Genomic DNA, 21758 nt, shown 5'->3' with positions numbered 1-21758 from the left:
TTTCATCAATGAAAAAGTTATATATTTTAGCATCTCTTGCGGTAGCCGCCGCTGCTTTCACATCGTGTGAGGCTGACAAAGAGCCAATCTACCACGCTCCCGAGCCGGCTACTTTTATTCTCAACACTCCTCCGATGGCCAATCAGCTCTACATCCTTCAGGATGGAGGAACTGTCTCACTCACTACATCACAACCCGACTACGGTGTAGCCACCACAACCCAATATTCTGTCGATGTCACTCTTGACAATGAATTCGTAGAGGCGACAGCTGAAGGAGGCGAGGCAAACTACATGACCTTAACACCCAAAGTCCCGACTCAGGCCAAAATCGAACTTGATGCGAAAGAGCTCGACGAAGCACTTTGCAAGCTCATGGGTGTCAGCTCTTTTGCTCAGTATCCAGAAGAAGGAATCGCCCCTGTCAAGGTTACAATGCGCGCACATGCGTGGATTACAAACGTCGCTTCAAGCCAGTGCGTGTCCAACAATATCGTACTTGAGGCGGTGCAGCTGTTCAATCCGTTCCCGGAAGTGCCCAGATTCGTTTATTTTGTCGGAGCTCCGACAGGCTGGACCGAACCGTCGGAAGCCAATGCCAAACTCTATGCCAACTGGGCTATCGAAGAGACCGGTGTCGGAACAGGAATATTTGAAGGTTCTGTGAACATACCTGCCGGCGCTCAGGAATTCCGATTCTACACTCAGCTCGCAGGCTGGGATGCTCCCAACGCTTCACTTGGCGCACAAACAGCCGGCTCTGTGGTCAACTTCAGCAATACCGACATCTTGCTTGACCCGACCTACACCCAGAACAACTGGAAGACCGATGAAAGCTGGGCCGGTGGCGATGTGACATTCGTCTTTGACCTCACCGATGCAGATGCTCCCAAAATCACTGCCAAAGAAGGTAAATTCGTTAAAGAAACCTACGTATATCTTGTAGGCTCGATGGCAGGATGGGCAGAACCAAGCGAAGCAAGCGCAGCTGTCTATGCAAACTGGCGTCTTATCGACCGTGAAGGAGAAGGTATCTACACCAATACGTTCAACATTGCAGCCGGCGATCTTTATTTCAGAATTTATCCTGAACTTACCGGCTGGGGAGCCACTCCATATTCGTCAGACAATGGAGGTTCAGACCTGACAATGACTCTCGGCGACGCTTACAAATGCGTTACCGGCGAAGGCTGCTGGACATTCAACTGGGGCGGCGGTGACCTCACTTTCACACTTGATACAACAGCCGATCCTGCGACGCTCACTGTATCATCCGCCACTGAATAAATCTAAATTCCCTGCCATCGGTAAAATGATGGCAGGGTCACAAAAATCAGAATCAGAAAAACGATAATGAAAAAATCAGTATTATTCGGCATATTTGCTATAGGCATCGGACTTGTCTCCTGCGACAATGACTTCGACTTCCCCAACCCTCCCGGCCAGTCAAATCCGCAAGAACCAATCTACGATTCCGCCAATCTAACCATTTCGTCAATCGTATCAGGCACAATTAACCTTGACGAAGCAAACAACAGCGACACGCTTGTTCCCCTCGCGGAGATCACAGCATCCGACAGTCTTGTAGCCGGCTATGAACTCAAGTTTGTAGGCCAGATGGCTGCGACAGACGCATTCTCGACTCCCGCAGAGTTTCCCGTAGAACTTCAGGAAACACAGCTCATGGCCAATCCCGATGACCTTGACGCTGCCTTCCATGAAGTTATGAAGACTCTCGACCCTGCATCCAAGGAAACCCACATCCGTTATATAGCCTATGCGGTCGAAGGATCCAATTATATGCGTCTCGGCGATGAAAACGTCTACTACTGCCCCATGACAGCCACGATGTCGCCGTTCGCTCCTGAATTCACAATCGAAGAGGAGTATTACATTGTCGGCACATGCACTAACGGCACGCTCGACATCGACAAGGCTATAAAAATGACCAACAGTGGCATCAGTCCCTACGACGATCCCTCGTTCTCAGGCATGATTGAAGTCAGCCCTGACCAAGCGGCCGGCGGTTATGAATGGGCAATTGTTCCCCGTTCGACCATCATTGCAGGTTCAGGTATCGTAATCGCACCCGACGCTGACCTCGCCGATGAAAAAAGCGGCTATCTCAAGGACTACACGTCACTCGGCACTTACGGCATGATCAACGAGGCAAGCAAATTCCTCCTCACTGTCAATCTTAAGCCCGAAGACGGTTTATACAGCTACGATATAGCTTATGCTTTCGACAACCTCTGGACTCCCGGTCCTGCCAACAACTGGAGCGCTGGTGCATCACAGATGCTCTACACCAATAATTACAAGAACTATCAGGGATATGTCCATATCGACGGTGAATTCAAATTCACATCGGCTCCCGACTGGGATCACACCAACTTCGGTTTTGCCGAAGCAGGAAAGCTCTCGACCGACGGAGGCGCAGGCAACCTGAATGTAACCCAGAACAATGAACCCTTCGGAAACAGCCTCTACTGGTGTACCGCCGACATCGTTGCCCTCACCTACACCACCACTCCGATTGAATCAATCGCCATCATCGGCGATGCAACTGTCGGCGGATGGAGCGAAGAAACCAAAATGACTCCCTCTGAGGATCTCCTCACATGGACTCTCAAGACAACGCTCACCAACGGTGAATTCAAGTTCCGAGCCAACAACGACTGGAACATCAATCTCGGAGGTTCTCTTGACAATCTGACTATGGATGGAGCCAATATTACAGCACCTGTCACCGGTGAAGTGACCATCACCCTCGACCTCAGCTCACTCCCCTACACAGCAACAATCAAGTAAAATTTACGGTGTAAATTTTATTAAGTATTAAGTATTAAGTGTCAAGTGAAAGAAGATTAAGTATTAAGGACTTAATCTTCTTTCACTTGACACTTAATACTTAATACTTAACACTTAATACTTGGTGCAACGCACCATCCAATCGCCCTTTATTTCAATCTGAAGCGCCGCCCGGCAAATACCGTTAACCACGGATATGCCGGGCGGCCATATTTTTATGACGTATTTCAAATCGTCGGATAAAAATATTAAATTTGCATTCCGATAATGATTTAAACAATACCGATAAACCAGCCATGAATTTAAAATCAACACTCATAAGCACCGCGCTTTTATTCGGTGCATCCCTCACATCAGGCTCTCAAGTGCTCACAGTCCGCACCGACAAACCCGGAGCAGAAGTGCAGCCAACCATGTACGGACTGTTTTTTGAGGACATTAACTATGCCGCTGACGGCGGACTTTACGCCGAAATGGTCAAAAACCGCTCCTTCGAATTCCCGCAGTCACTGATGGGCTGGGAAAGTTTCGGAAATGTGACCGTAAGAGACGACGGCCCATTTGAACGCAACCCGCACTACGTCAGGCTTACCCCTGCCGGCCACGGGCACAAATCGACAGGTCTCAGCAACGAAGGTTTCTTCGGTGTGGCCTTCCGCAAGGGAGAGACATACAGGTTCAGCGTATGGGCACGCACACCAGCTGACGGGAAAAAATCGAAAATACGGGTGGAACTGACCGACCCGGCCTCGATGGGCGAGACTCAGGTCATGGCCTCACAGACTATTGAAATAGACTCCAAGGAATGGAAACGCTACACCGCCACACTCACCCCGTCGGCCACTGTGGCGAAAGGCCGTCTGCGCGTCTTCCTCGACTCCGGCAACGGCTGCGATCTCGAACACGTGTCGCTCTTCCCCGCCGACACATGGAAAGGGCATGAAAACGGACTGCGCAAAGACCTTGCACAGAAACTCGCCGACATCCATCCCGGACTGCTGCGCTTCCCCGGCGGATGTATAGTAGAGGGCACAGACCTGCAGACACGCTACCAATGGAAAAACAGTGTCGGGCCGGTCGAAAACCGTCCGCTCAACGAAAACCGATGGCACTACACCTTCCGCCACCGCTTCTTCCCAGACTATTACCAGAGCTACGGACTCGGATTTTTCGAATATTTCCGGCTTGCAGAGGAAATCGGAGCTGAACCGCTCCCTGTCCTCAGCGTAGGACTGGCGTGCCAGTATCAGAACAAGGACATGGGCGCGCATGTCCCGACCGACAGTCTGAAACCATATATCGACGACGCTCTCGACCTCATCGAGTTTGCCAACGGGCCGGTCGAAAGCGAGTGGGGAAAACTGCGTGCCGACATGGGACATCCGTCACCCTTCAATCTCAAATTCATTGCCATCGGCAACGAACAGTGGGGAGCGGAATATCCCGAACGCCTCCGATATTTCGTCGAAGCCATACGCAAGAAATATCCCGAAATCAAGATAGTCGGCTCGTCAGGGCCAAGCGCTGCAGGCGACAAATTCGACTACCTGTGGCCTGAGATGAAACGTCTCAAAGCCGACCTCGTCGACGAGCACTACTATCAGCCCGAAGAGTTCTTCCTTACCCAAGCCGATCGCTACGACAGCTATGACCGCAAAGGCCCGAAAGTCTTCGCCGGCGAATATGCCTGCCACGGCAAGGGCAAAAAGTTCAACCACTTCAACGCCGCCCTTATGGAAGCTGCCTTCATGACAGGTCTCGAACGCAATGCCGATGTCGTACACATGGCCACCTACGCGCCGCTCTTCGCCCACGTCGAAGGCTGGCAGTGGCGTCCCGACATGATATGGTTTGACAATCTCAACTCCGTCGCAACCGCAAGTTACTATGTGCAGCAGCTCTACGCCACATACAAAGGCTCACGCGTGCTCCCGCTGACACTCGACGGCCGTCCCGTCACCGGGGCTGAAGGCCAGAACGGACTCTATGCCTCAGCCGTAATTGATGACAAAACGAATGAATACATCGTAAAAGTCGCCAATACCTCCGACTCGCCGCGCGAACTGACCCTGAAATTTGACGGAATGAAAAAAGCGCGTAAGCTCAGCGACGGTCATGCCATAGCCCTCTCGGCCGACAGCCCTGATGCAGAAAACACCCTCGACAATCCTACCCGCATCATACCTGTCAAAACTCCTCTGACAGTCGAAGGAAATTCCATCACGGTGACAATCCCGGCAAAGACATTCGCTGTATATATCCTCAAATAAACTCTGAAAGAGAGAGGTACAAAAATTCAGAAATGTAAATTCAAGGAGAAAAAAGAGGTACAAAAATTCATAAATAACAAAAATAACAGACTTTTTTATTCAGTTCACTTGGTTATGGCGAATAAACGTCGTCTCCAAATGACAGAAAATAAAAAGTCTGTTATTTTTGTTATTTCTGAATTTCTGTACCCCTATGCCAAACAGCACCGGGAGTCAGAAGCTTTTTTACATAGCGTTGCCGTTAATCTTGAGATTGGAGAAGCGGACATCGGCAGCCTGACCGTTGAGAAGGAACGCACCGGTCTGCACACCGTCAAAGCTTGAATTCTTCACTTCTACGTTATAGACATTGCAACGGTCATCGTAAGCGTCGATATACACACCATATTTGCTCTTCTTGCAAGTCACGTTGTCGAGATAGACATTGCGCACGATAGGAGCGTAGGCACGGTTGCAGATTTCTTTCGGATCGTAGATGAGATTGATTTTAAGGACAGCTTCCTTACATTCGCCGACCTCTACGTTGCGGACATAGACATTCTCGATGATACCGCCACGGCAATTGTTGGTCTTGATACGGATCACACGGTCGAGGAGCGGAGAGTCCATCTGACAGTTCTCGACGAAGAGGTTGCGATAGCCGCCTGAAATCTCGCTGCCGATCACCACACCGCCATGACCGTTCTTCATGCGGCAGTTGCGGACGATGATGTTTTCCGACGGACGGCCGTCGCGACCGTCGCGGTTACGACCGCTCTTGATTGCGATGCAGTCGTCGCCGGTGTCGAAATAGCAACCTTCGATAAGCACATTCTTGCAGGCATCAGGGTCACAGCCGTCGCCGTTAGGACCTTCGTTCTGGACGTGGACGTTGCGTACAATCACATTGTCGCACAGAGCGGGATGAATCACCCAGAACGGAGAGCGGAGCATTGTCACACCCTCGATGAGCACATTCTTACACATCATCGGATTGACGAGCTGCACGCGCATGCCGTAGCCGTCGCCGAGGCGGCGCTGCTCGACGGGAACACCCTTCTCGTTCCATTCAAGAAGGATAGGACGGCCGATTTTCTGCGACACGATGCCCTCTTCCCAACCGAAATGACGTGCACCACACATGCGCCACCAGTTTTCAAACTTGCCTCCGCCGTCGAGAGTACCCTTGCCGGTGATGGCAATGTTTTCCTGCTCGAAAGCATAGACCATAGGCTGGTAGTTGTAGCAGTCGACACCTTCCCAGCGGGTTCGCACGATGGGATATTCCTTAAGGTCGGAAGTGAACAGCAGCGTAGCGCCCTCCTCAAGATGAAGATTCACATTGCTCTTAAGCGTGATAGGGCCTGTCAGCCAAGTTCCTGCCGGAATCACCACACGGCCGCCGCCTTCCTTTGAACAGCGGTCGATAACTTTATTGATAAGCTCTGTATATAGATAACCTTCGGTATTAGATTTTTTACCGTATTTGAAAATAGGATAGTCTTTATCGCGGAAAGTCGGGGCCTGAATGGCCTTCTCGATTTCAGGATAAAGCTCGGCCCATGCCTTAGCCGATTCCTTGTCGCGCGCGGCAGCCTTTTCTTTTGCAGATTGCGACTGGGCAGAAGCCGTCTCTGCGAAACCTCCGCCACCAAGCGCACATGCAAGCAGAAGTGCGATGACTGATTTTTTCATGGATTTCATTTATTATTTTGTTATTTTTTGTAAAATCTTTGCAAATATAGCTATTATCTGCCGAAAACACAAAAAGGAGGGCAGAGTGGTCGGCAAACCCGGAAGATGATGGCTTTTTACTACGTTGAAATGGCATTCTTGTGTCATTTTCACGGTATCTTGCTGATATTTACAAAAAAATGCTTACCTTTGCGCCTCAAAATCGTTAATATCTAAGAAGAATGATGGACACAATACCTGCAACACCTCAGGTCGACCTCCTGTTTGAGGTCAGCTGGGAGGTGTGTAACAAGATTGGCGGCATTTATACCGTCCTGTCCACTAAGGCTAAAACCCTTCAGAAGCTCTACAAAGACAAAACAATTTTTATCGGACCCGACGTATGGAGTTCTGAAAATCCATCGCCTTGGTTCACAGAATGTAAAGTTGACGGATTGTCTGCATGGGCCAAAAATGCCAAACTTCCTGACGGAGTGAATGTCAGGGTCGGCCGCTGGGAAATACCCGGACGTCCCATAGCAGTGCTTGTAAAATTCGACGGTATGTATGCCGTAAAGGATGAATTCTATGGCGAAATGTGGCAGCGATTCGGAGTCAATTCGCTCAATGCCTATGGCGACTACGACGAAGGCTGCGCGTTTGCCCACGCTTCAGGAATTGTTATTGAATCGATAATTGCAAGCGGTTATGGCTCGAAGCTTACCCCGACCGGACGTATCTCAAAGAAATATCAGCCACGTATGGTGGCCCACTTTGACGAATGGACAACCGGAATGGGACTTCTCTATGTGAAATGGAAACTTCCTCAGGTAGCCACCGTATTCACCACCCACGCAACCAGCATCGGCCGTAGCATCTGTGGCAACAACAAGCCACTCTACGACTACATGAAAGGCTATAACGGTGACCAGATGGCAGCTGAGCTCAACATGGAAGCAAAGCATTCGCTTGAAAAGTGCGTGGCTCATGCTGCCGACGTTTTCACTACTGTCAGCGACATCACGGCCATCGAATGCGAACAGCTCCTTGAACGCCGTCCCGATGTGGTGACACCCAACGGATTCGAAAAGAACTTTGTCCCCTCGCCGGCAAAATATCCGGCCGCACGCAAAACCGCGCGCGACCGCATGCTGACCGTAGCCTCGGCCCTGACAGGCAAACGCATGGACGACAATACCTTCATCGTCATCACCAGCGGACGTTGCGAATACCGCAACAAGGGTCTCGACCTTTTCCTTGACATGTGTGAGGAACTCAAACACCGCCGTCTCTGCCGCAACGTGCTGGCTTTTGTCATGGTCCCCGCATGGCCCAAGGAAGCCCGCAGCGACCTTGCCGGAAGAATGGCAGAAATGAACGACACTCCCTTTGTCAACGACGAAGCTCCACTTGCCGACCCGGTGCTTACCCACTGGCTCAACAACCCGGACTCTGATGCTGTCAACTGCCGCATCCACTCGCTCGGATTAACCGCCATCGACCCGCGTGTGACTGTCATATATGTCCCATGCTACCTCAACGCAACCGACGGCATATTCAACCTCTCATACTATGATCTTCTTCCGGGAGCCGACGCAACCGTGTTCCCCTCCTACTATGAACCGTGGGGCTACACACCGCTTGAAAGTGTAGCGTTCGGAGTCCCGACTGTCACCACATCCCTATCCGGATTCGGCCAGTGGGTGCTGAGAGTATTCGAGAACTATTTTGACGAATGCGGTGTCAACGTCATCGGCCGTGGTGATTCCAATTACCGCAATGTGGTTGAAAACATCTCGCATTCAATCGAATACCTGACCTGTGCTGACGAAAAGGAGACAAAGAAAATCCACAAGGCAGCCATGCGCACCGCAGCAGCGGCAGCGTGGCCGAAATTCATGATCTACTATGACCGTGCGTATGCTATAGCACTCGACAAGGGCTCTCAACGAGTAAAAATTGCAAAAAACAAATAATCAAAAAGGCTATCCAATAAGAAAACATAACCTAAAAAGAATATGAAACTGCCAGTAAGCAAAACTAATGCCCCCGTTTGGCGCGACATTACTGTAAAATCCGTGCTTCCTGAGGCATTGAAACCTCTCGAAACCATCTCACGCAACTTGTGGTGGGTATGGAACAGCGCAGCCAAAAACCTTTTCCGCGATCTTGACGCCGATCTCTGGCGTGCAACAGGCGAAAATCCCGTGATGCTTCTCCAGCAGCTCTCCAACGAGCGCCTCGAAGAAATCATGAACGACCATGAAATGATGGAACGCATCAAAGTGGTGTTTGACATGTTCAACGACTACATGTCGAAACCAATGCGCAAAGACATTCCATCTGTTTCCTATTTCTCAATGGAATATGGCCTCTGCAACTGTCTGAAAATCTATTCCGGTGGTCTCGGCGTTCTTGCCGGCGACTACATCAAGGAAGCGTCCGACAGCTGTGTCGACATGACAGCCATCGGCTTCCTCTACCGCTACGGCTACTTCACCCAGTCGCTCAGCGTCGACGGACAGCAGATTGCCAACTACGAGCCCCAGAACTTCAACCAGCTCCCCATCGAGCAGATGACCGACGGAAACGGCCATCCGATGATTCTCGAAGTTCCCTTCCCCGGCCGCATCATCTACAGCCACATCTGGCGCGTGAACGTAGGCCGCATGAAGCTCTATCTTCTCGACACCGACTTCGACATGAACAGCGAATGGGACCGCCCCATCACCCACCAGCTCTATGGCGGTGACTGGGAAAACCGCATCAAGCAGGAGTATCTCCTCGGCATCGGCGGTGTCCTTGCTCTCAAGAAACTCGGCATCCACAACACCATCTACCACGCAAACGAAGGTCACGCAGCGCTCCTCAACCTCCAGCGTCTCGTCGACTACGTTGAAAAAGGCCTCGACTTCACCACCGCACTCGAACTCGTGCGCTCGTCAAGCCTCTACACCGTCCACACTCCCGTACCCGCAGGCCACGACTACTTCGACGAAGGTCTCGCCCACAAATATCTCAACGAATTCCCCGCTCGTCTCGGCATCACTTGGCAGGACCTCATGAACATGGGCCGCGAGAACCCCGACAGTCAGGACCGTTTCTCAATGAGCGTATTCGCCCTCAACACATGTCAGGAAGCCAACGGCGTCAGCTGGCTTCACGGAGAAGTGTCAAAGAAAATGTTTGCCGGCGTATGGAAGGGCTACTCTTGGGAAGAAAGCCACGTAGGCTACGTGACCAACGGCGTACACATGCCGACATGGGCAGCAAGCGAATGGAAATCGTTCTATTCCGAGAAGCTCGGCGAGCAGGTGTTTGACCACCAGAGCGACCCCAAGGCATGGGAAGGTATCTTCAGAGTGAAAGATGAAGAAATCTGGGACATGCGCACGACGATGAAAAACAAATTCATCAATTTCGTCAAGCGTGATTTCAAGGCCAAGTGGCTCGCTAACCAAGGCGATCCCTCAGCTGTAATCAAAATCCTTGAGCGCATCAACCCCAACGCACTCATCATCGGTTTCGCCCGCCGTTTTGCCACCTACAAACGCGCACACCTTCTCTTCACCGACCTCGACCGTCTTGCACGCATCGTGAACAACGAACAGTTCCCCGTGCAGTTCATCTTCTCAGGTAAGGCACACCCCGCCGACGGCGCAGGTCAGGGCCTCATCAAGCGCATCACCGAAATCTCTCGCATGCCTCAGTTCCAAGGCAAGATCATCTTCCTTGAGGACTACAACATGATCGTTGCAAAGCGCCTCGTGACCGGTGTCGACATCTGGCTCAACACCCCGACCCGTCCTCTCGAAGCATCCGGTACATCAGGCGAAAAGGCCGAAATGAACGGCGTGCTCAACTTCTCAGTGCTCGACGGATGGTGGTATGAAGGCTACCGTCTCGACGAGAAGGCCGGCTGGGCTCTCACAGACAAGCGTACGTTCACCGATCAGGGCCAGCAGGACAAACTCGATGCCGCAACTATCTACTCCATGCTCGAAAACGAGATTATCCCCCTCTACTTCGCCAAGAACTCGAAGGGCTATTCTCCCGAATGGATTCAGTATATCAAACGTTCGATCGGCCACATCGCTCCGCAATACACCATGCAGCGCATGATCGAGGACTACATCGCCCGTTTCTATGAACCCGAGGCAAAGCGCTTCAACAAGATTTCAGCCGACAGCTTCAAGATTGCCAAGGAAATCGCTGCCTGGAAGGAAAAAGTCGCAGCCGCTTGGGACGGTATCAAGGTTCTCGAAGTCAACACCGACCGCGACCTCAGCCAGCACACCAACAGTGGCGAGGCATTCACCACAACCATCAAGATTGATGCCAACGGTCTGGCCGACGACCTCGCTCTCGAACTCGTCATCGACAAGGTTCACGACAATCAGGAAAGCCGCGTGGGCAGCGTGCCGTTCAAGGTAGTGTCAAAGGATGGCAACATCGTCACCTTCCAGCTCGCCGACAAGCTCCGCGATCCGGGCGTGTTCCGCTACAGCTACCGTCTCTACCCCAGCAACGCCGAACTCCCCCACCGTCAGGACTTCGCATTCGTACGCTGGATCTAATCGACAGATTTAAGAATTAAACCGATATTATCCGCCTGATTCCATATAAATGGAGTCAGGCGGATATTATTTTATCACTATGTTTAACAAAATTTGCGGATATTCACAAAATATGCTCAACAACATATAAAATTTGAAAACTATCCTTAATACGGCATGTTATTTTAGTATAATCCGCCGCCACTCCCCACAACGAGGCTGAGCCCTACGGCAGAACAATCTATATAAACATCAATTCTTTAACTTTCTTAATCAAATTCTCACATGGAGAAGCTACACGTTTCAATGCTACGCAACGCGACATGCGCACTGTTCTTTGCCGTTGCCACCACTCTTTCGTTTGCACAGGATGCCACCCCTGCAAAAAAGATAAAAGACCACCGCACCAATCCTGAGGTTTTCTTCCTTCAGGAAGGTGATGTCCCCAACAGCTATCTTCTTCTTCCTCCTCCTCCTGACGGCGCTTCAATCACCTTCCTTAACGATCAGGCACGCTACACATGGGGAAAGACCATGCGAAATACCCCGCGCGGCGATCAGGCTGTCACCGATGCCCGGGTTGAAGGCAACGGAGTCCCTGAAGCCTTTTCAGAAGCATTCGGAGTGGAGATTGATGAAAACACCCCCGAAATCCTCAAACTCGTAGTCGGAATGCGTGAAGATGCCGGTGACCTCGGCACACGCGAAGCCAAAAACTACTACAACCGCCAGCGTCCGTTCTCATTCTATGCCGAGGACACCTGCAATCCCGAGCAGCAGGAAGAACTCTCGACCAACGGATCATATCCCTCAGGCCATACTTCCATCGGATGGGCAACCGCACTGGTCCTCGCCGAGATTAATCCTGAGCGCCAGAACGAAATCCTCAAACGCGGATATGAGATGGGCGAAAGCCGCGTCATCTGCGGTTATCATTTCCAGAGCGATGTCGATGCCGGACGTATCACAGGCGCTGTGACAGTCGCACGACTTCACGCCGACCCGGCCTTCCAGACTCAGCTCGAAAAAGCCAAGGCCGAATTCAAACAGCTTAAGAAACAAGGCAAGGTAGCAAAAGGCACACCCGTCCCAACAAAGACCACCTCAGACTGAACCGGCATAAAGCAGGAATAATGTAAAAACACATCCATCCTCTCTCCTCACCACTAACGCAACAACTCTTCCTTTTTTTCACCGGACTTTCATCTTTGTTTTTTGACTACTGAAAAAACACAAACACACGACTATTATGAAAAAGATTACATTTGCTCTTTTGGCAGCTACAATATGCGCGCTCCCTTCAATGGCCGACGACGACGCTCCGAAACTTTCAGTCAAACCGACAGGCCGAATCCTCATGGACGGTGCAGTCTACATGGGAGGCAACGGTAATATACAGAACGATGAAGAAGACACCAAATTTGTCGACGGTGTCGCCATCCCCGACCTCCGTCTCGGAGTCAAGGCGAGCTACGGCAAGTGGAAAGCCAAAGTCGATGTAGGATTCGGATACGGCAAGGTCGGTCTGAAAGACACCTATATCGAATACGATTTCAATCCGGCCAACCTTATCCGTGTCGGCTATTTCGTCCCGCAGTGGGGACTGAACTCAGAGACGAGCTCGTCAATGAAACAGACCTATGAAGAGCCCACTTCAAACGAGTTCTTCTATGCCAACCCCCGATTGCTCGCCGCGATGTGGGTCTATGACAAAGACAAATTCTTTGCAGGGACATCCGTGTTCTCGGAAGCAGCAGCGATGACTCAGAATGCCACCGCGATGGGCAAACAGGGCTGGGGCGCACAGACACGTCTCGTATGGCGACCTATGCACAGCGACGGCGATGTGTTGCAGATAGGCTCATCATTCAACTATTCGTCACCGACAGCATTTGACCACACCGGATTTGAATACAAAGCCAATTTCCCAAGCCGTGTTTCCAAAGTGCCCGTCCTCTCAGCAGGCATCGACCATGCCCGCGGACTCTTCAAGATGACTCCCGAGCTTCTTCTTATCAAAAGCAATTTCGCTCTCGAAGCACAGTATTACTACATGAATGTGGCACGCAAGGACGGTTTCAGAAACTACACCGCGCAAGGAGCCTACGGAATGATACGCACACTGCTCATCGGATCGCAGTACACCTATTCACACGCCGATGCCGGTGTAGCAACCCCGGCCAAGGGCTCGCTTGAATTCGTGCTTGGCTACAACTACACAAATGCGTCTGATTCCAAGGCCGGAATCAAAGGCGGTATCATGAATGATATCAGCTGCACGTTCAACTACTACATCAACTCTTGGATGCTTGCCCGTCTGCGCTACTCCTACAGCACAGTCCGCGACAGGGAGGTTGAAAATCTCCTTCCCAAGCGCCACGTAAACATTCTTGAAGCGCGCTTGCAGATTATCTTCTAACCCTTACATAATCCTCCGGATAAAACGTTAAAATGGTTGCAGACGGACAATCGTCTGCAACCATTTTAACGTTTTATTCAAAAGCCTATTATTTAGAAGTCATTATCTGGAGGACAAGACGGTCGGTCTCGTTCATAGCCTCACGTCCGATGGATGTCAGATTGTGGATTGTCGCATCGACATCCTCACTGATTATGCCCTCGGCAGACGATACGCATTTTCCGTTCATAGCAAGCATCGCCGACATCATCGCGGTCGACACACCTGACGAAATCTTAAGCGCGCACGAGGGTTTTGCGCCGTCGCAAATCATGCCTGTAAGATTCGCCACCATATTCTTTACGGCCGAACAGACTTCACTGAAACCTCCGCCCATCAGATAGACTATGGCAGCCGATGCGCCGGTAGAGGCAACCACGCATCCACAGAGGGCCGACAGGCGGCCGAGACTCTGCTTGATGTAAATGCTCGTCAGATGGCTCAGGATAAGCGCGCGTATGGTCTGCTCCTCACCGGCCTCCATATCGGCAGCAAAGCTGACCACCGGCATTGTGGCTGTGATTCCCTGATTACCGCTGCCTGAGTTTGACATCACGGCCACAGGTGCACCGCCCATGCGTGCGTCGCAGGCGGCCGATGTGTAGGAAATCATATGTTCGACCGGAGTATCACCATAATATTTCAGTCCGCAGTTGCGTATGGTAGCACCGAGCGAGTGGCCGTAGTCACCTGAAAGCGCCGTCTCTGCCGCAGCCATGTTCAGACGTTTCGCCTCAAGGATGAATGAAATCTCATCGACAGGTGTCTCGGTAGCGAATTCATAGACGGTGGCGAGGTCAAGAGCAATGTCGTCAGAGTTCTCGGCAGCGTCGCCTGTGGCCTCCTCGCTTAGAATAGTCTCACCGTTTTTCTGGAGAAGGATGAAATGGGTGTGTTCACACGAAATCACCGCGCGCGCCGTATTTCCACCATCGTCATCGGTGACAGTGACATCGACGTGGAGCTTTGAAGGGGCTTTTTCATCGTGCGAAATCACAATACGTCCTTCAGAAATATAGCGCGAGCCCAACTCCACAGCTTCCGGCGTCACATCCTTCAGCACTTCAAGTCCATAGGACGACTTTCCGACGAGCGCACCGAGAGCCATTGCGATGGGCAGCCCGATCATCCCTGTTCCGGGAATCCCTACACCCATTGCGTTTTTCAACATATTTCCACTCAGAGCGACCTCGATGCGTGCGGGAAGCACACCAAGAAGCTCAGTGGCTTTGGCCACACAAAGAGCCACTGCAACAGGTTCGGTACACCCTATTGCCGGCACAACTTCGCGGTTGATAAGCGCGATAATCTTCTCTCTTTTTGATTCACTCACCATATCTTCTGTGAATATTAGATGTATCGGTATTTAAAAATTAAGGTTACGTCGGCAAAGGTACGGCATTTACATCTCCGAAACAAGCAAACAGGACTAATTTAAAAGCATGGTTATTTACAAAAACGTAAATTTAAACAGGAGTGTAACACTTTGCCGGGACACAGCCCGAAAAGTCAGGGGAGGACACAACAGCTGTATCCTCCCCTTATTTTTCGAGACCGTTTTGAGGCCAATTTTATTCCATATATCCGAATGAGCGCAGCTTGTTTTCGCGGTTACGCCAATTCGGCTCGACTTTGACAAACAGCTCAAGGAACACACTCTTGTCAAAGAATTTTTCAATATCCTTGCGCGCTTCCATTCCGACCTTCTTGATTTTGCTTCCCTGATGGCCGATGATGATGCCTTTCTGGGAATCCCTCTCGACATAGATGACGGCCATAATGTGGATCGACTTCTCTTTTTCCTCGAATTTCTCGACAATGACCTCGACAGAATAAGGAATCTCCTTGTCATAGAGAGTCAGAATCTTCTCACGGATGATTTCAGTGACGAAGAAGCGGGCAGGCTTGTCGGTCAGAGCGTCCTTGCCGAAATATGGTGCGGACACGGGTAGAAGCTCCACTATGCGTTTGAGAAGATTGTCGGTGTTGAAACCCTCCTTGGCTGAAATCGGGAAGATTTCGGCATTCGGAAGAATGCCACGCCAGCGTTCGGTGAGGTCTTCAAGTTCCTTCTGTTCCTTTACGAGATCAATCTTGTTGATGACGAGGAGCACCGGCATCTTTTCTTTTGCAACCTTCGCGAGAAAGTCGGCATTCTTCGAGGGGTCTTCGACCACATCGGTGACATAGATAAGCACATCCGCATCAACAAGCGCTCCCTCACTGAAGTTGAGCATGCTTTCCTGAAGCTTGTATTTAGGCTGAAGCACTCCGGGTGTGTCGGAAAACACAATCTGGTAGTCAGGAGTGTTGACGATGCCCATTATACGGTGGCGGGTGGTCTGAGCCTTGGAAGTTATGATGCTTATACGTTCGCCTACTAAGTCGTTCATTAGAGTCGATTTCCCGACATTCGGGTTACCGACAATATTGACAAATCCTGCTTTATGTTCCATATCGCTGATTTTTCTGTTTTGATGATTATAATTATTGACTATAATTATAAACAAAAATAGCACCTGAAAAGATGCTATTTCCGTTTATAATTACAGAGTGCGGTGATTCCGCCGTCATGACGGTGAGCCACATTCCAAAAATGTCAGGGTTCTGATCAGAGATCCCAGATAATGTACATAGCGCCCCAAGTGAAGCCTGCGCCGAAGGCAGTGAGGATGATTTTGTCACCCTTCTTCAAACGGTCCTGATATTCATCAAGACAGAGGGGAACTGAAGCAGCCGAGGTGTTTCCGTATTTCTCGATGTTGACAAGCACCTTGTTTGTGTCGATGCCGAGGCGAGAGCCTACAGCCTCGATGATACGGAGGTTGGCCTGATGCGAAACGAACCAGTCGATATTGTCAACTGTAAGGTCGTTACGCTTCATCACTTCAAGCGATGATTCGAGCATGTCGGTCACAGCGTTTTTGTAGACATTGCGACCGTCCTGAATCACGAAATGCTGCTGAGCGTCGACAGTTTCGTGTGAAGCAGGCAACACAGAGCCACCGGCCGGCATCCAGAGATGTTCGAGGCCTTCGCCATCGACGTGGAACACACCGTCCATCACACCAACGTTATCCTCAGTGGGTTCGAGGAGCATCGCACCGGCGCCGTCGCCAAACAGCGGGCAGGTCGCGCGGTCCTGATAGTTGGTCATCGACGACATCTTCTCAGCCGCAACAACTACCACCTTCTTGCGAAGACCTGAACGGACATAGGCCGAACCATCTTCAAGAGCCACAAGGAATCCTGCGCATGCAGCCTGCACGTCGTAGGCATATGCGTTCTTGAGGCCAAGCTGGTGAGCGATTACCGATCCTGTCGAAGGGAAGCGGTAGTCGGGATTGGAAGTGGCGCATATGAGAAGGTCAACTTCCTCAGGCTTGGTTCCGGTGCGTTCGAGAAGTTTCTCGACAGCCTTGATACCAAGATATGACGAACCTTTACCGGGTTCGCGAAGGATTCGACGTTCCTTGATGCCTACACGAGTGGTGATCCACTCATCGTTTGTGTCGACCATCTTCGACAGCATTTCATTGTCGAGAATGTCGTCAGGAGCATAGGAAGCCAATCCTGAAATTCGTGCATGAAGCATAACTAAATTTCGATTTAAAGTTACCGGAGGTCAGCTGACATTACATATTAATATAAACCATGCGCGAGTCTGACTGACCCGCGGATGGTTGATATTTTCTGAACACTCCGTTCAATAATTTCATCCCGCAAGTCTGCCTGAGCCGCGCGAGATTCATTGCGTAAAAGCCGGCTTGGCTTAGACTGCTGCTGTCTTTTCGATGGCGATGCGTCCGCGATAGTAACCGCATTCACCGCATACGGTGTGATACAGATGCCATGAACCGCAGTTGGGGCAGAGGGCGAGAGTGGGGACTACAGCCTTGTCATGTGTACGACGCTTTGCTGTACGGGTCTTTGATTGCTTGCGTTTAGGATGTGCCATGATTTATTATTATTTTTTGTTTTGCTTGATGAAATGTGAAAACACGTAAATTATTTTTCTCTATGTATGGTTGAACCGTCTCGGCTGTCCTAATTTCAGTCGGCAGGTTCGGATGCGTCTGTCGCAAGTTTTTTCAGTGCGTCCCAACGAGAGTCGACCGGTTGCTGCGATTCTCCGGGAGCATCGGGAGCAACATCCATCGAATCCATCTCGTCCATAAGCTGGTCGGTCAGCTCGGCATCCTCATCGTCAATCTTGGTTGCGCGGTGCTTGCGGAGCAAAGCGCTCATCGCACGGTTACATTTGCCGAGCGGATGAACGTGTTTGACCGGGATGGCCAACGATGCTGTGTCGAAAATCATATACGACACATTCAGCCAATTATCGCTTTCAGGAATGATGAGAAGTTCATCAGTTTCCGAATAGTCGTCGCCATATTTAACAGCGATGTCATACGTAGCGTCAATCGGATGGATGAGGTCGTCAAGACAACGGTCACAGATGAGCGTGACAGTACCGGCGACATGGAAAGCAAGATTATAAATATCATGCTTGTGAGTCACCGTGAGCTTTACCGTAAGGTCGGCATCATGTATGTCTGCGCTCTCCATGTTCACGAAAAACTGCTTTCCGAGATGATATTCAAACTCTTGAACACCTTCGGGGATGTTTTTCAATTGGAGGCGGAATTCTGAAAATTTTCCCACAACAATATTGGTTGAAAAAACTGCGCAAAGGTAGTCAAAAAGTTTCATAAATCAAAACAAAACGCGCCAAAACAGCAATTTTCGATGAAACCTGACCTTTCCGAAGGACAACAATGAGCAGAGAGGCCCCGGTTTTTACCCGACAGCCACACTGCCCATTGTTAAAATACCTGAATCGACGTGGCATACGTAACGCCGCGCTGACTGCTTTAACGCCTACGGTCATTATCCCGAAGCCGCAGCCGGCAATCATTGCGCAGCCTCAGCCTCGGACTGACCTCAGATTTCCTTGCTGTCGATTTCTGTCATGAGTTTGAGAGCGTCGACATACTGCATTATGCCGTCGGAAACCTTACGGGCATCCTGCATCGCATGGACAACTGTCGCCGGACGATTGGTGACATCGCCTCCGGCAAACACACCCTTGCGGCTTGTCATGCCATAGGGTGTCTCACGTGTGAGGACATAGCCCTTGTCGTCGACCTTGATGCCCTCGGTGGTCGATACGATACGGCTTGCCGGCTGACTGCCGACAGCCATCACAATCCTGTCGGCCGGGAGGACGATTTCATCGCCTTCGCGGTTTATGGTCACTTCTTTTATGATTCCGTCCTCGCCACGGATTTCCGTAATCGAGGAATTCCACATAAACTTGACACCCTCCTTGACAGCATCGTCATACTCGGCTCTCAGGGCACTCATATTCTCAATCGACCTATGGTAAACGACGGTCACTTCCTTGGCATCCATACGCAGAGCCGTACGTGCCGCATCCATAGCGGTGTTACCGCAACCGATGACGAACACACGGTCGTTTACCTTCACCGGGATTTCATCCCTGCTGATAAGGCCTGAATTATAAAGGCTCACACGACGAAGGAAATAGATGGCCTGACGGACACCTTCGTAGTCTTTTCCGGGAATCGACAGTTTCTTTGGTTTACCAGTGCCCGTGCCCATGAAAATTGCATCGAAGCCCTGTTCAAACAGGTCATCGACGGTAAAATCTTTGCCAATGGTGACATTGCAGTGGATACGCACCCCAAGTTCACAGATTTTTTTGATTTCGTTACGTACCACCTCTTTAGGCAGACGGTATTCAGGAATGCCGAGCATGAGCACACCGCCGGCTTCCGGCTCCATCTCAAAAATCTCCACATCGAAGCCCTTGCGTGAAAGCTCGCCGGCTACTGTAAGGCCGGCCGGGCCACTGCCGATGACAGCCACACGTCCACGTGTCTTCGGGACAAGATTCTCGCGTGTGAGATTCATCGAACTGTCGAAATCCGCAACGAAGCGTTCGAGCTTGCCGATGTGGATGTGGGCATTCTTCTTGTTAAGGATGCAATTGCCCTCACATTGGCGCTCGTGGGCGCAGACCCTGCCGCAGACAGCCGGCAGATTGCTCTTCGCGTTGATGATGGCCATTGCATTGCCGAGATTGCCCATAGATAGTTCCCGTATCCATTCGGGCATGTCGTTGCTTATGGGACATCCCTTCTTGCACAATGGGTTTTTACAGTGTAGACAGCGTTTCGCTTCCTCTATAGCCTCAAGCATCGTGTAGTCGTCGGAGGCTGAATCATTGATTTTTCTATTCATTTTCAACAATTGATTATTCGTTTTGCGATGATAACTCCGGCCCGTCGTGACGGTAACGGAAATAATCGAAGTGTGTTTTTCCATAGTTTTCGTTTGTCGAATAGGCATAGATGCCGGTCCTGACACCTTTCCAGAATCCTTCTTTCATCTCAAAGGCTTCTCCGAGCGGCATATAGTTTTTCCCGTCAAGGCTATAGCTGAAACGGAAATCACCATCGACAGTGTCAATCGACAGACGGACATTCACCTTGCCGGACTCCGCCGCCTCAAAGGGCTTGCGGAACACCACAAGGCTGTCGTTTTCCATATAAACCGACGTGACTCTACGTCCGTCGACCTCTTCAACCATGACTCCGCCTCCGACAAACTGCTTGCCGAGACATTCAAGGCCGCTTCTGTCGCCCGGTTTCATGTCGGAGATGTCAAACGACACTTCCGCTTCCGAACGAAATCCCATGATTTTCTGTGTGAGCTGATTGCGCGCCGCTCGCAGCATCTGCGCCTCCATCGGGACAATGGTCAGAAAGCCGTCACGATGCCCGAAGGATATATTTTCATAAACCGGATTGTGGTTGGTCTGCCACTGAATCCCGAGTCTGCCGTCGTTGAACTCGTCGGAGGTCTGAGGCACATCCGGGCGTGAAAATCCGGCCAATGGCTTAGGACATATCTTCACCGGCTCGCCTACACCATTGCCGTCATAGTCTTCTCCGATGAAAGGGAAACCGTCAATCCATTTCACAGGCTGGAGATGGACAACACGGCCTCGCGTTCCGGCCGACTGGAAATGATAGAACCACCAGTTGCCGTCGGGCGTCTCGACAAGCGACCCTTGGTGCGGACCATTGACATCCGTACTTCCCCTTTCGAGTACACGGCGCGACTCATAAGGCCCGTAGACATCCTTTGAACGAAGAACTGTCTGCCAACCTTTGCTTACACCACCCTCAGGAATGCTGATGTAATAGTAACCATCCTTTTTAAACATTTTAGGGCCTTCGGCCACTGGCCCTTTATAGACGGTCACACCGTCATCAAGAAGCTCACGGCCGTCAGGGCTCATCCGATGGATGATTATAGGCCCCGCCCTGAGGCGGCTGCGCACAAGATAGGCATCGCCGTTGTCATCCCAGAATGGACAAGGGTCCTCCCACTTGGCAATTCCCTTTACGAGATGCAACGGACTCCACGGTCCGGCGGGATTTTCAGCCGTGGTCATGAAAAGCCCTTCGTCAGGCGTACACACAAAAATCCAGAACTTACCGTCATGATAGCGCAATGCCGGCGCCCATGTGCCCTCTGCATATTTCGTCATGTCTCCATATCCGGGAAGCCCTATGCTGTCATATACCTGCCCGATGATATGCCAGTTGACCATATCGTCGGATTCAAGAATAGGCATACCCATGAAATGGAACTCAGAGCATGTCATGTAGTATTTATCTCCCACACGGATTACATCAAGGTCTGAGTAATCGGCATTGAGGACAGGATTTGCAAAAGTACCGTTCCCCATGTCTCCCCAAGAAAGCGACACTTCGTTACCAGCCGCTCGACCTGCAACCGTGATTCCAAGAATCAAGGTTAAAATTATTATACTTTTACGTAACATCAGAACGTTCATTACTCAATAGACGGGTGCAAATTTACACAGATTTTTCTTCTATTTGGGACATTTCAGTTACAATTCAATATTGTCCTAAACGTTTTGGGCAAAAATAAAAATAGGAAGTAGTTACTAAGG

General features: G+C 50.8%; 15 protein-coding genes. 7 read left to right on the top strand and 8 right to left on the bottom strand.

Translation table 11 applies throughout. The annotated features are described in order from the left end of the window. Positions 1 to 8 precede the first annotated feature (8 nt). From QZ311_RS08050 to QZ311_RS08040, 3 genes are all read left to right on the top strand, one after another. The gene (locus tag QZ311_RS08050; protein ID WP_288349366.1) at positions 9 to 1286 is read left to right on the top strand and encodes a SusE domain-containing protein; all 1278 of its coding nucleotides are present in this window, start codon (positions 9 to 11) and stop codon (positions 1284 to 1286) included. A gap of 66 nt (positions 1287 to 1352) precedes the next feature. Continuing rightward, positions 1353 to 2810 (top strand): hypothetical protein, encoded by a 1458-nt coding sequence (locus tag QZ311_RS08045; protein ID WP_289287609.1) that lies wholly within the window; start codon positions 1353 to 1355, stop codon positions 2808 to 2810. A gap of 296 nt (positions 2811 to 3106) precedes the next feature. Further along, positions 3107 to 5080, top strand: a complete 1974-nt coding sequence (locus tag QZ311_RS08040; RefSeq protein WP_297066466.1) for an alpha-L-arabinofuranosidase C-terminal domain-containing protein — start codon at positions 3107 to 3109, stop codon at positions 5078 to 5080. 225 nt (positions 5081 to 5305) lie between these two features. Here the strand turns inward: QZ311_RS08040 and QZ311_RS08035 are convergent, their stop codons facing one another. Beyond that, complete coding sequence (locus tag QZ311_RS08035) at positions 5306 to 6754, bottom strand: glycoside hydrolase family 28 protein (protein ID WP_297066463.1); 1449 nt, start codon at positions 6752 to 6754, stop codon at positions 5306 to 5308. Between the two features lie 224 nt (positions 6755 to 6978). On the opposite strand from QZ311_RS08035, the gene QZ311_RS08030 reads away from it, so the two are divergent. From QZ311_RS08030 to QZ311_RS08015, 4 genes are all read left to right on the top strand, one after another. Further along, a complete protein-coding gene (locus QZ311_RS08030) occupies positions 6979 to 8709 on the top strand; it encodes a glycosyltransferase (protein WP_297066568.1) in 1731 nt (576 codons plus the stop codon). Positions 8710 to 8751: 42 nt separating this feature from the next. Beyond that, on the top strand, positions 8752 to 11310 hold the full coding sequence (glgP, locus tag QZ311_RS08025) for an alpha-glucan family phosphorylase (protein ID WP_297066460.1): 2559 nt from the start codon (positions 8752 to 8754) through the stop codon (positions 11308 to 11310). A 285-nt stretch (positions 11311 to 11595) separates the two neighbouring features. After that, a complete protein-coding gene (locus QZ311_RS08020) occupies positions 11596 to 12402 on the top strand; it encodes a phosphatase PAP2 family protein (RefSeq protein WP_297066565.1) in 807 nt (268 codons plus the stop codon). A 136-nt stretch (positions 12403 to 12538) separates the two neighbouring features. After that, positions 12539 to 13708, top strand: a complete 1170-nt coding sequence (locus QZ311_RS08015) for a porin (protein WP_297066457.1) — start codon at positions 12539 to 12541, stop codon at positions 13706 to 13708. Positions 13709 to 13796: 88 nt separating this feature from the next. On the opposite strand, the gene QZ311_RS08010 is transcribed toward QZ311_RS08015, so the two are convergent. From QZ311_RS08010 to QZ311_RS07980, 7 genes are all read right to left on the bottom strand, one after another. After that, positions 13797 to 15083: an L-serine ammonia-lyase, iron-sulfur-dependent, subunit alpha gene (locus QZ311_RS08010; RefSeq protein ID WP_297066454.1), complete on the bottom strand. Its 1287-nt coding sequence runs from the start codon at positions 15081 to 15083 to the stop codon at positions 13797 to 13799. A 235-nt stretch (positions 15084 to 15318) separates the two neighbouring features. Continuing rightward, positions 15319 to 16203 (bottom strand): GTPase Era, encoded by an 885-nt coding sequence (era, locus tag QZ311_RS08005; protein ID WP_297066451.1) that lies wholly within the window; start codon positions 16201 to 16203, stop codon positions 15319 to 15321. A gap of 155 nt (positions 16204 to 16358) precedes the next feature. Beyond that, positions 16359 to 17342: a beta-ketoacyl-ACP synthase III gene (locus QZ311_RS08000; protein ID WP_297066448.1), complete on the bottom strand. Its 984-nt coding sequence runs from the start codon at positions 17340 to 17342 to the stop codon at positions 16359 to 16361. Positions 17343 to 17519: 177 nt separating this feature from the next. Further along, a complete protein-coding gene (gene rpmF / locus QZ311_RS07995) occupies positions 17520 to 17705 on the bottom strand; it encodes a 50S ribosomal protein L32 (RefSeq protein ID WP_107032267.1) in 186 nt (61 codons plus the stop codon). Between the two features lie 95 nt (positions 17706 to 17800). Continuing rightward, complete coding sequence (locus QZ311_RS07990) at positions 17801 to 18412, bottom strand: YceD family protein (RefSeq protein ID WP_297066445.1); 612 nt, start codon at positions 18410 to 18412, stop codon at positions 17801 to 17803. Between the two features lie 279 nt (positions 18413 to 18691). Then, positions 18692 to 20014 (bottom strand): NAD(P)-dependent oxidoreductase, encoded by a 1323-nt coding sequence (locus tag QZ311_RS07985; protein WP_297066443.1) that lies wholly within the window; start codon positions 20012 to 20014, stop codon positions 18692 to 18694. Positions 20015 to 20027: 13 nt separating this feature from the next. Further along, positions 20028 to 21596, bottom strand: a complete 1569-nt coding sequence (locus QZ311_RS07980; protein WP_297066441.1) for a glycoside hydrolase 43 family protein — start codon at positions 21594 to 21596, stop codon at positions 20028 to 20030. Between the last annotated feature and the right edge of the window lie 162 nt (positions 21597 to 21758).

The sequence above is a fragment of the uncultured Duncaniella sp. genome (genome assembly GCF_910578445.1).
Taxonomy (GTDB): domain Bacteria; phylum Bacteroidota; class Bacteroidia; order Bacteroidales; family Muribaculaceae; genus Duncaniella.
Note: the sequence above shows the minus strand (reverse complement) of the source record. Positions and strands in the feature narration are given on the sequence as shown.

Bases quoted from the DNA above. Each gene is read 5' to 3' on its own strand.
- QZ311_RS08010 (WP_297066454.1), bottom strand. From the start codon at position 15,083: ATGGTGAGTGAATCAAAAAGAGAGAAGATTATCGCGCTTATCAACCGC.
- QZ311_RS07985 (WP_297066443.1), bottom strand. From the start codon at position 20,014: ATGAATAGAAAAATCAATGATTCAGCCTCCGACGACTACACGATGCTT.
- QZ311_RS08045 (WP_289287609.1), top strand. From the start codon at position 1,353: ATGAAAAAATCAGTATTATTCGGCATATTTGCTATAGGCATCGGACTT.
- QZ311_RS08020 (WP_297066565.1), top strand. From the start codon at position 11,596: ATGCTACGCAACGCGACATGCGCACTGTTCTTTGCCGTTGCCACCACT.
- QZ311_RS08050 (WP_288349366.1), top strand. From the start codon at position 9: ATGAAAAAGTTATATATTTTAGCATCTCTTGCGGTAGCCGCCGCTGCT.
- glgP (WP_297066460.1), top strand. From the start codon at position 8,752: ATGAAACTGCCAGTAAGCAAAACTAATGCCCCCGTTTGGCGCGACATT.
- QZ311_RS08040 (WP_297066466.1), top strand. From the start codon at position 3,107: ATGAATTTAAAATCAACACTCATAAGCACCGCGCTTTTATTCGGTGCA.
- era (WP_297066451.1), bottom strand. From the start codon at position 16,203: ATGGAACATAAAGCAGGATTTGTCAATATTGTCGGTAACCCGAATGTC.
- QZ311_RS08035 (WP_297066463.1), bottom strand. From the start codon at position 6,754: ATGAAAAAATCAGTCATCGCACTTCTGCTTGCATGTGCGCTTGGTGGC.
- QZ311_RS08030 (WP_297066568.1), top strand. From the start codon at position 6,979: ATGGACACAATACCTGCAACACCTCAGGTCGACCTCCTGTTTGAGGTC.
- QZ311_RS08015 (WP_297066457.1), top strand. From the start codon at position 12,539: ATGAAAAAGATTACATTTGCTCTTTTGGCAGCTACAATATGCGCGCTC.
- QZ311_RS08000 (WP_297066448.1), bottom strand. From the start codon at position 17,342: ATGCTTCATGCACGAATTTCAGGATTGGCTTCCTATGCTCCTGACGAC.
- rpmF (WP_107032267.1), bottom strand. From the start codon at position 17,705: ATGGCACATCCTAAACGCAAGCAATCAAAGACCCGTACAGCAAAGCGT.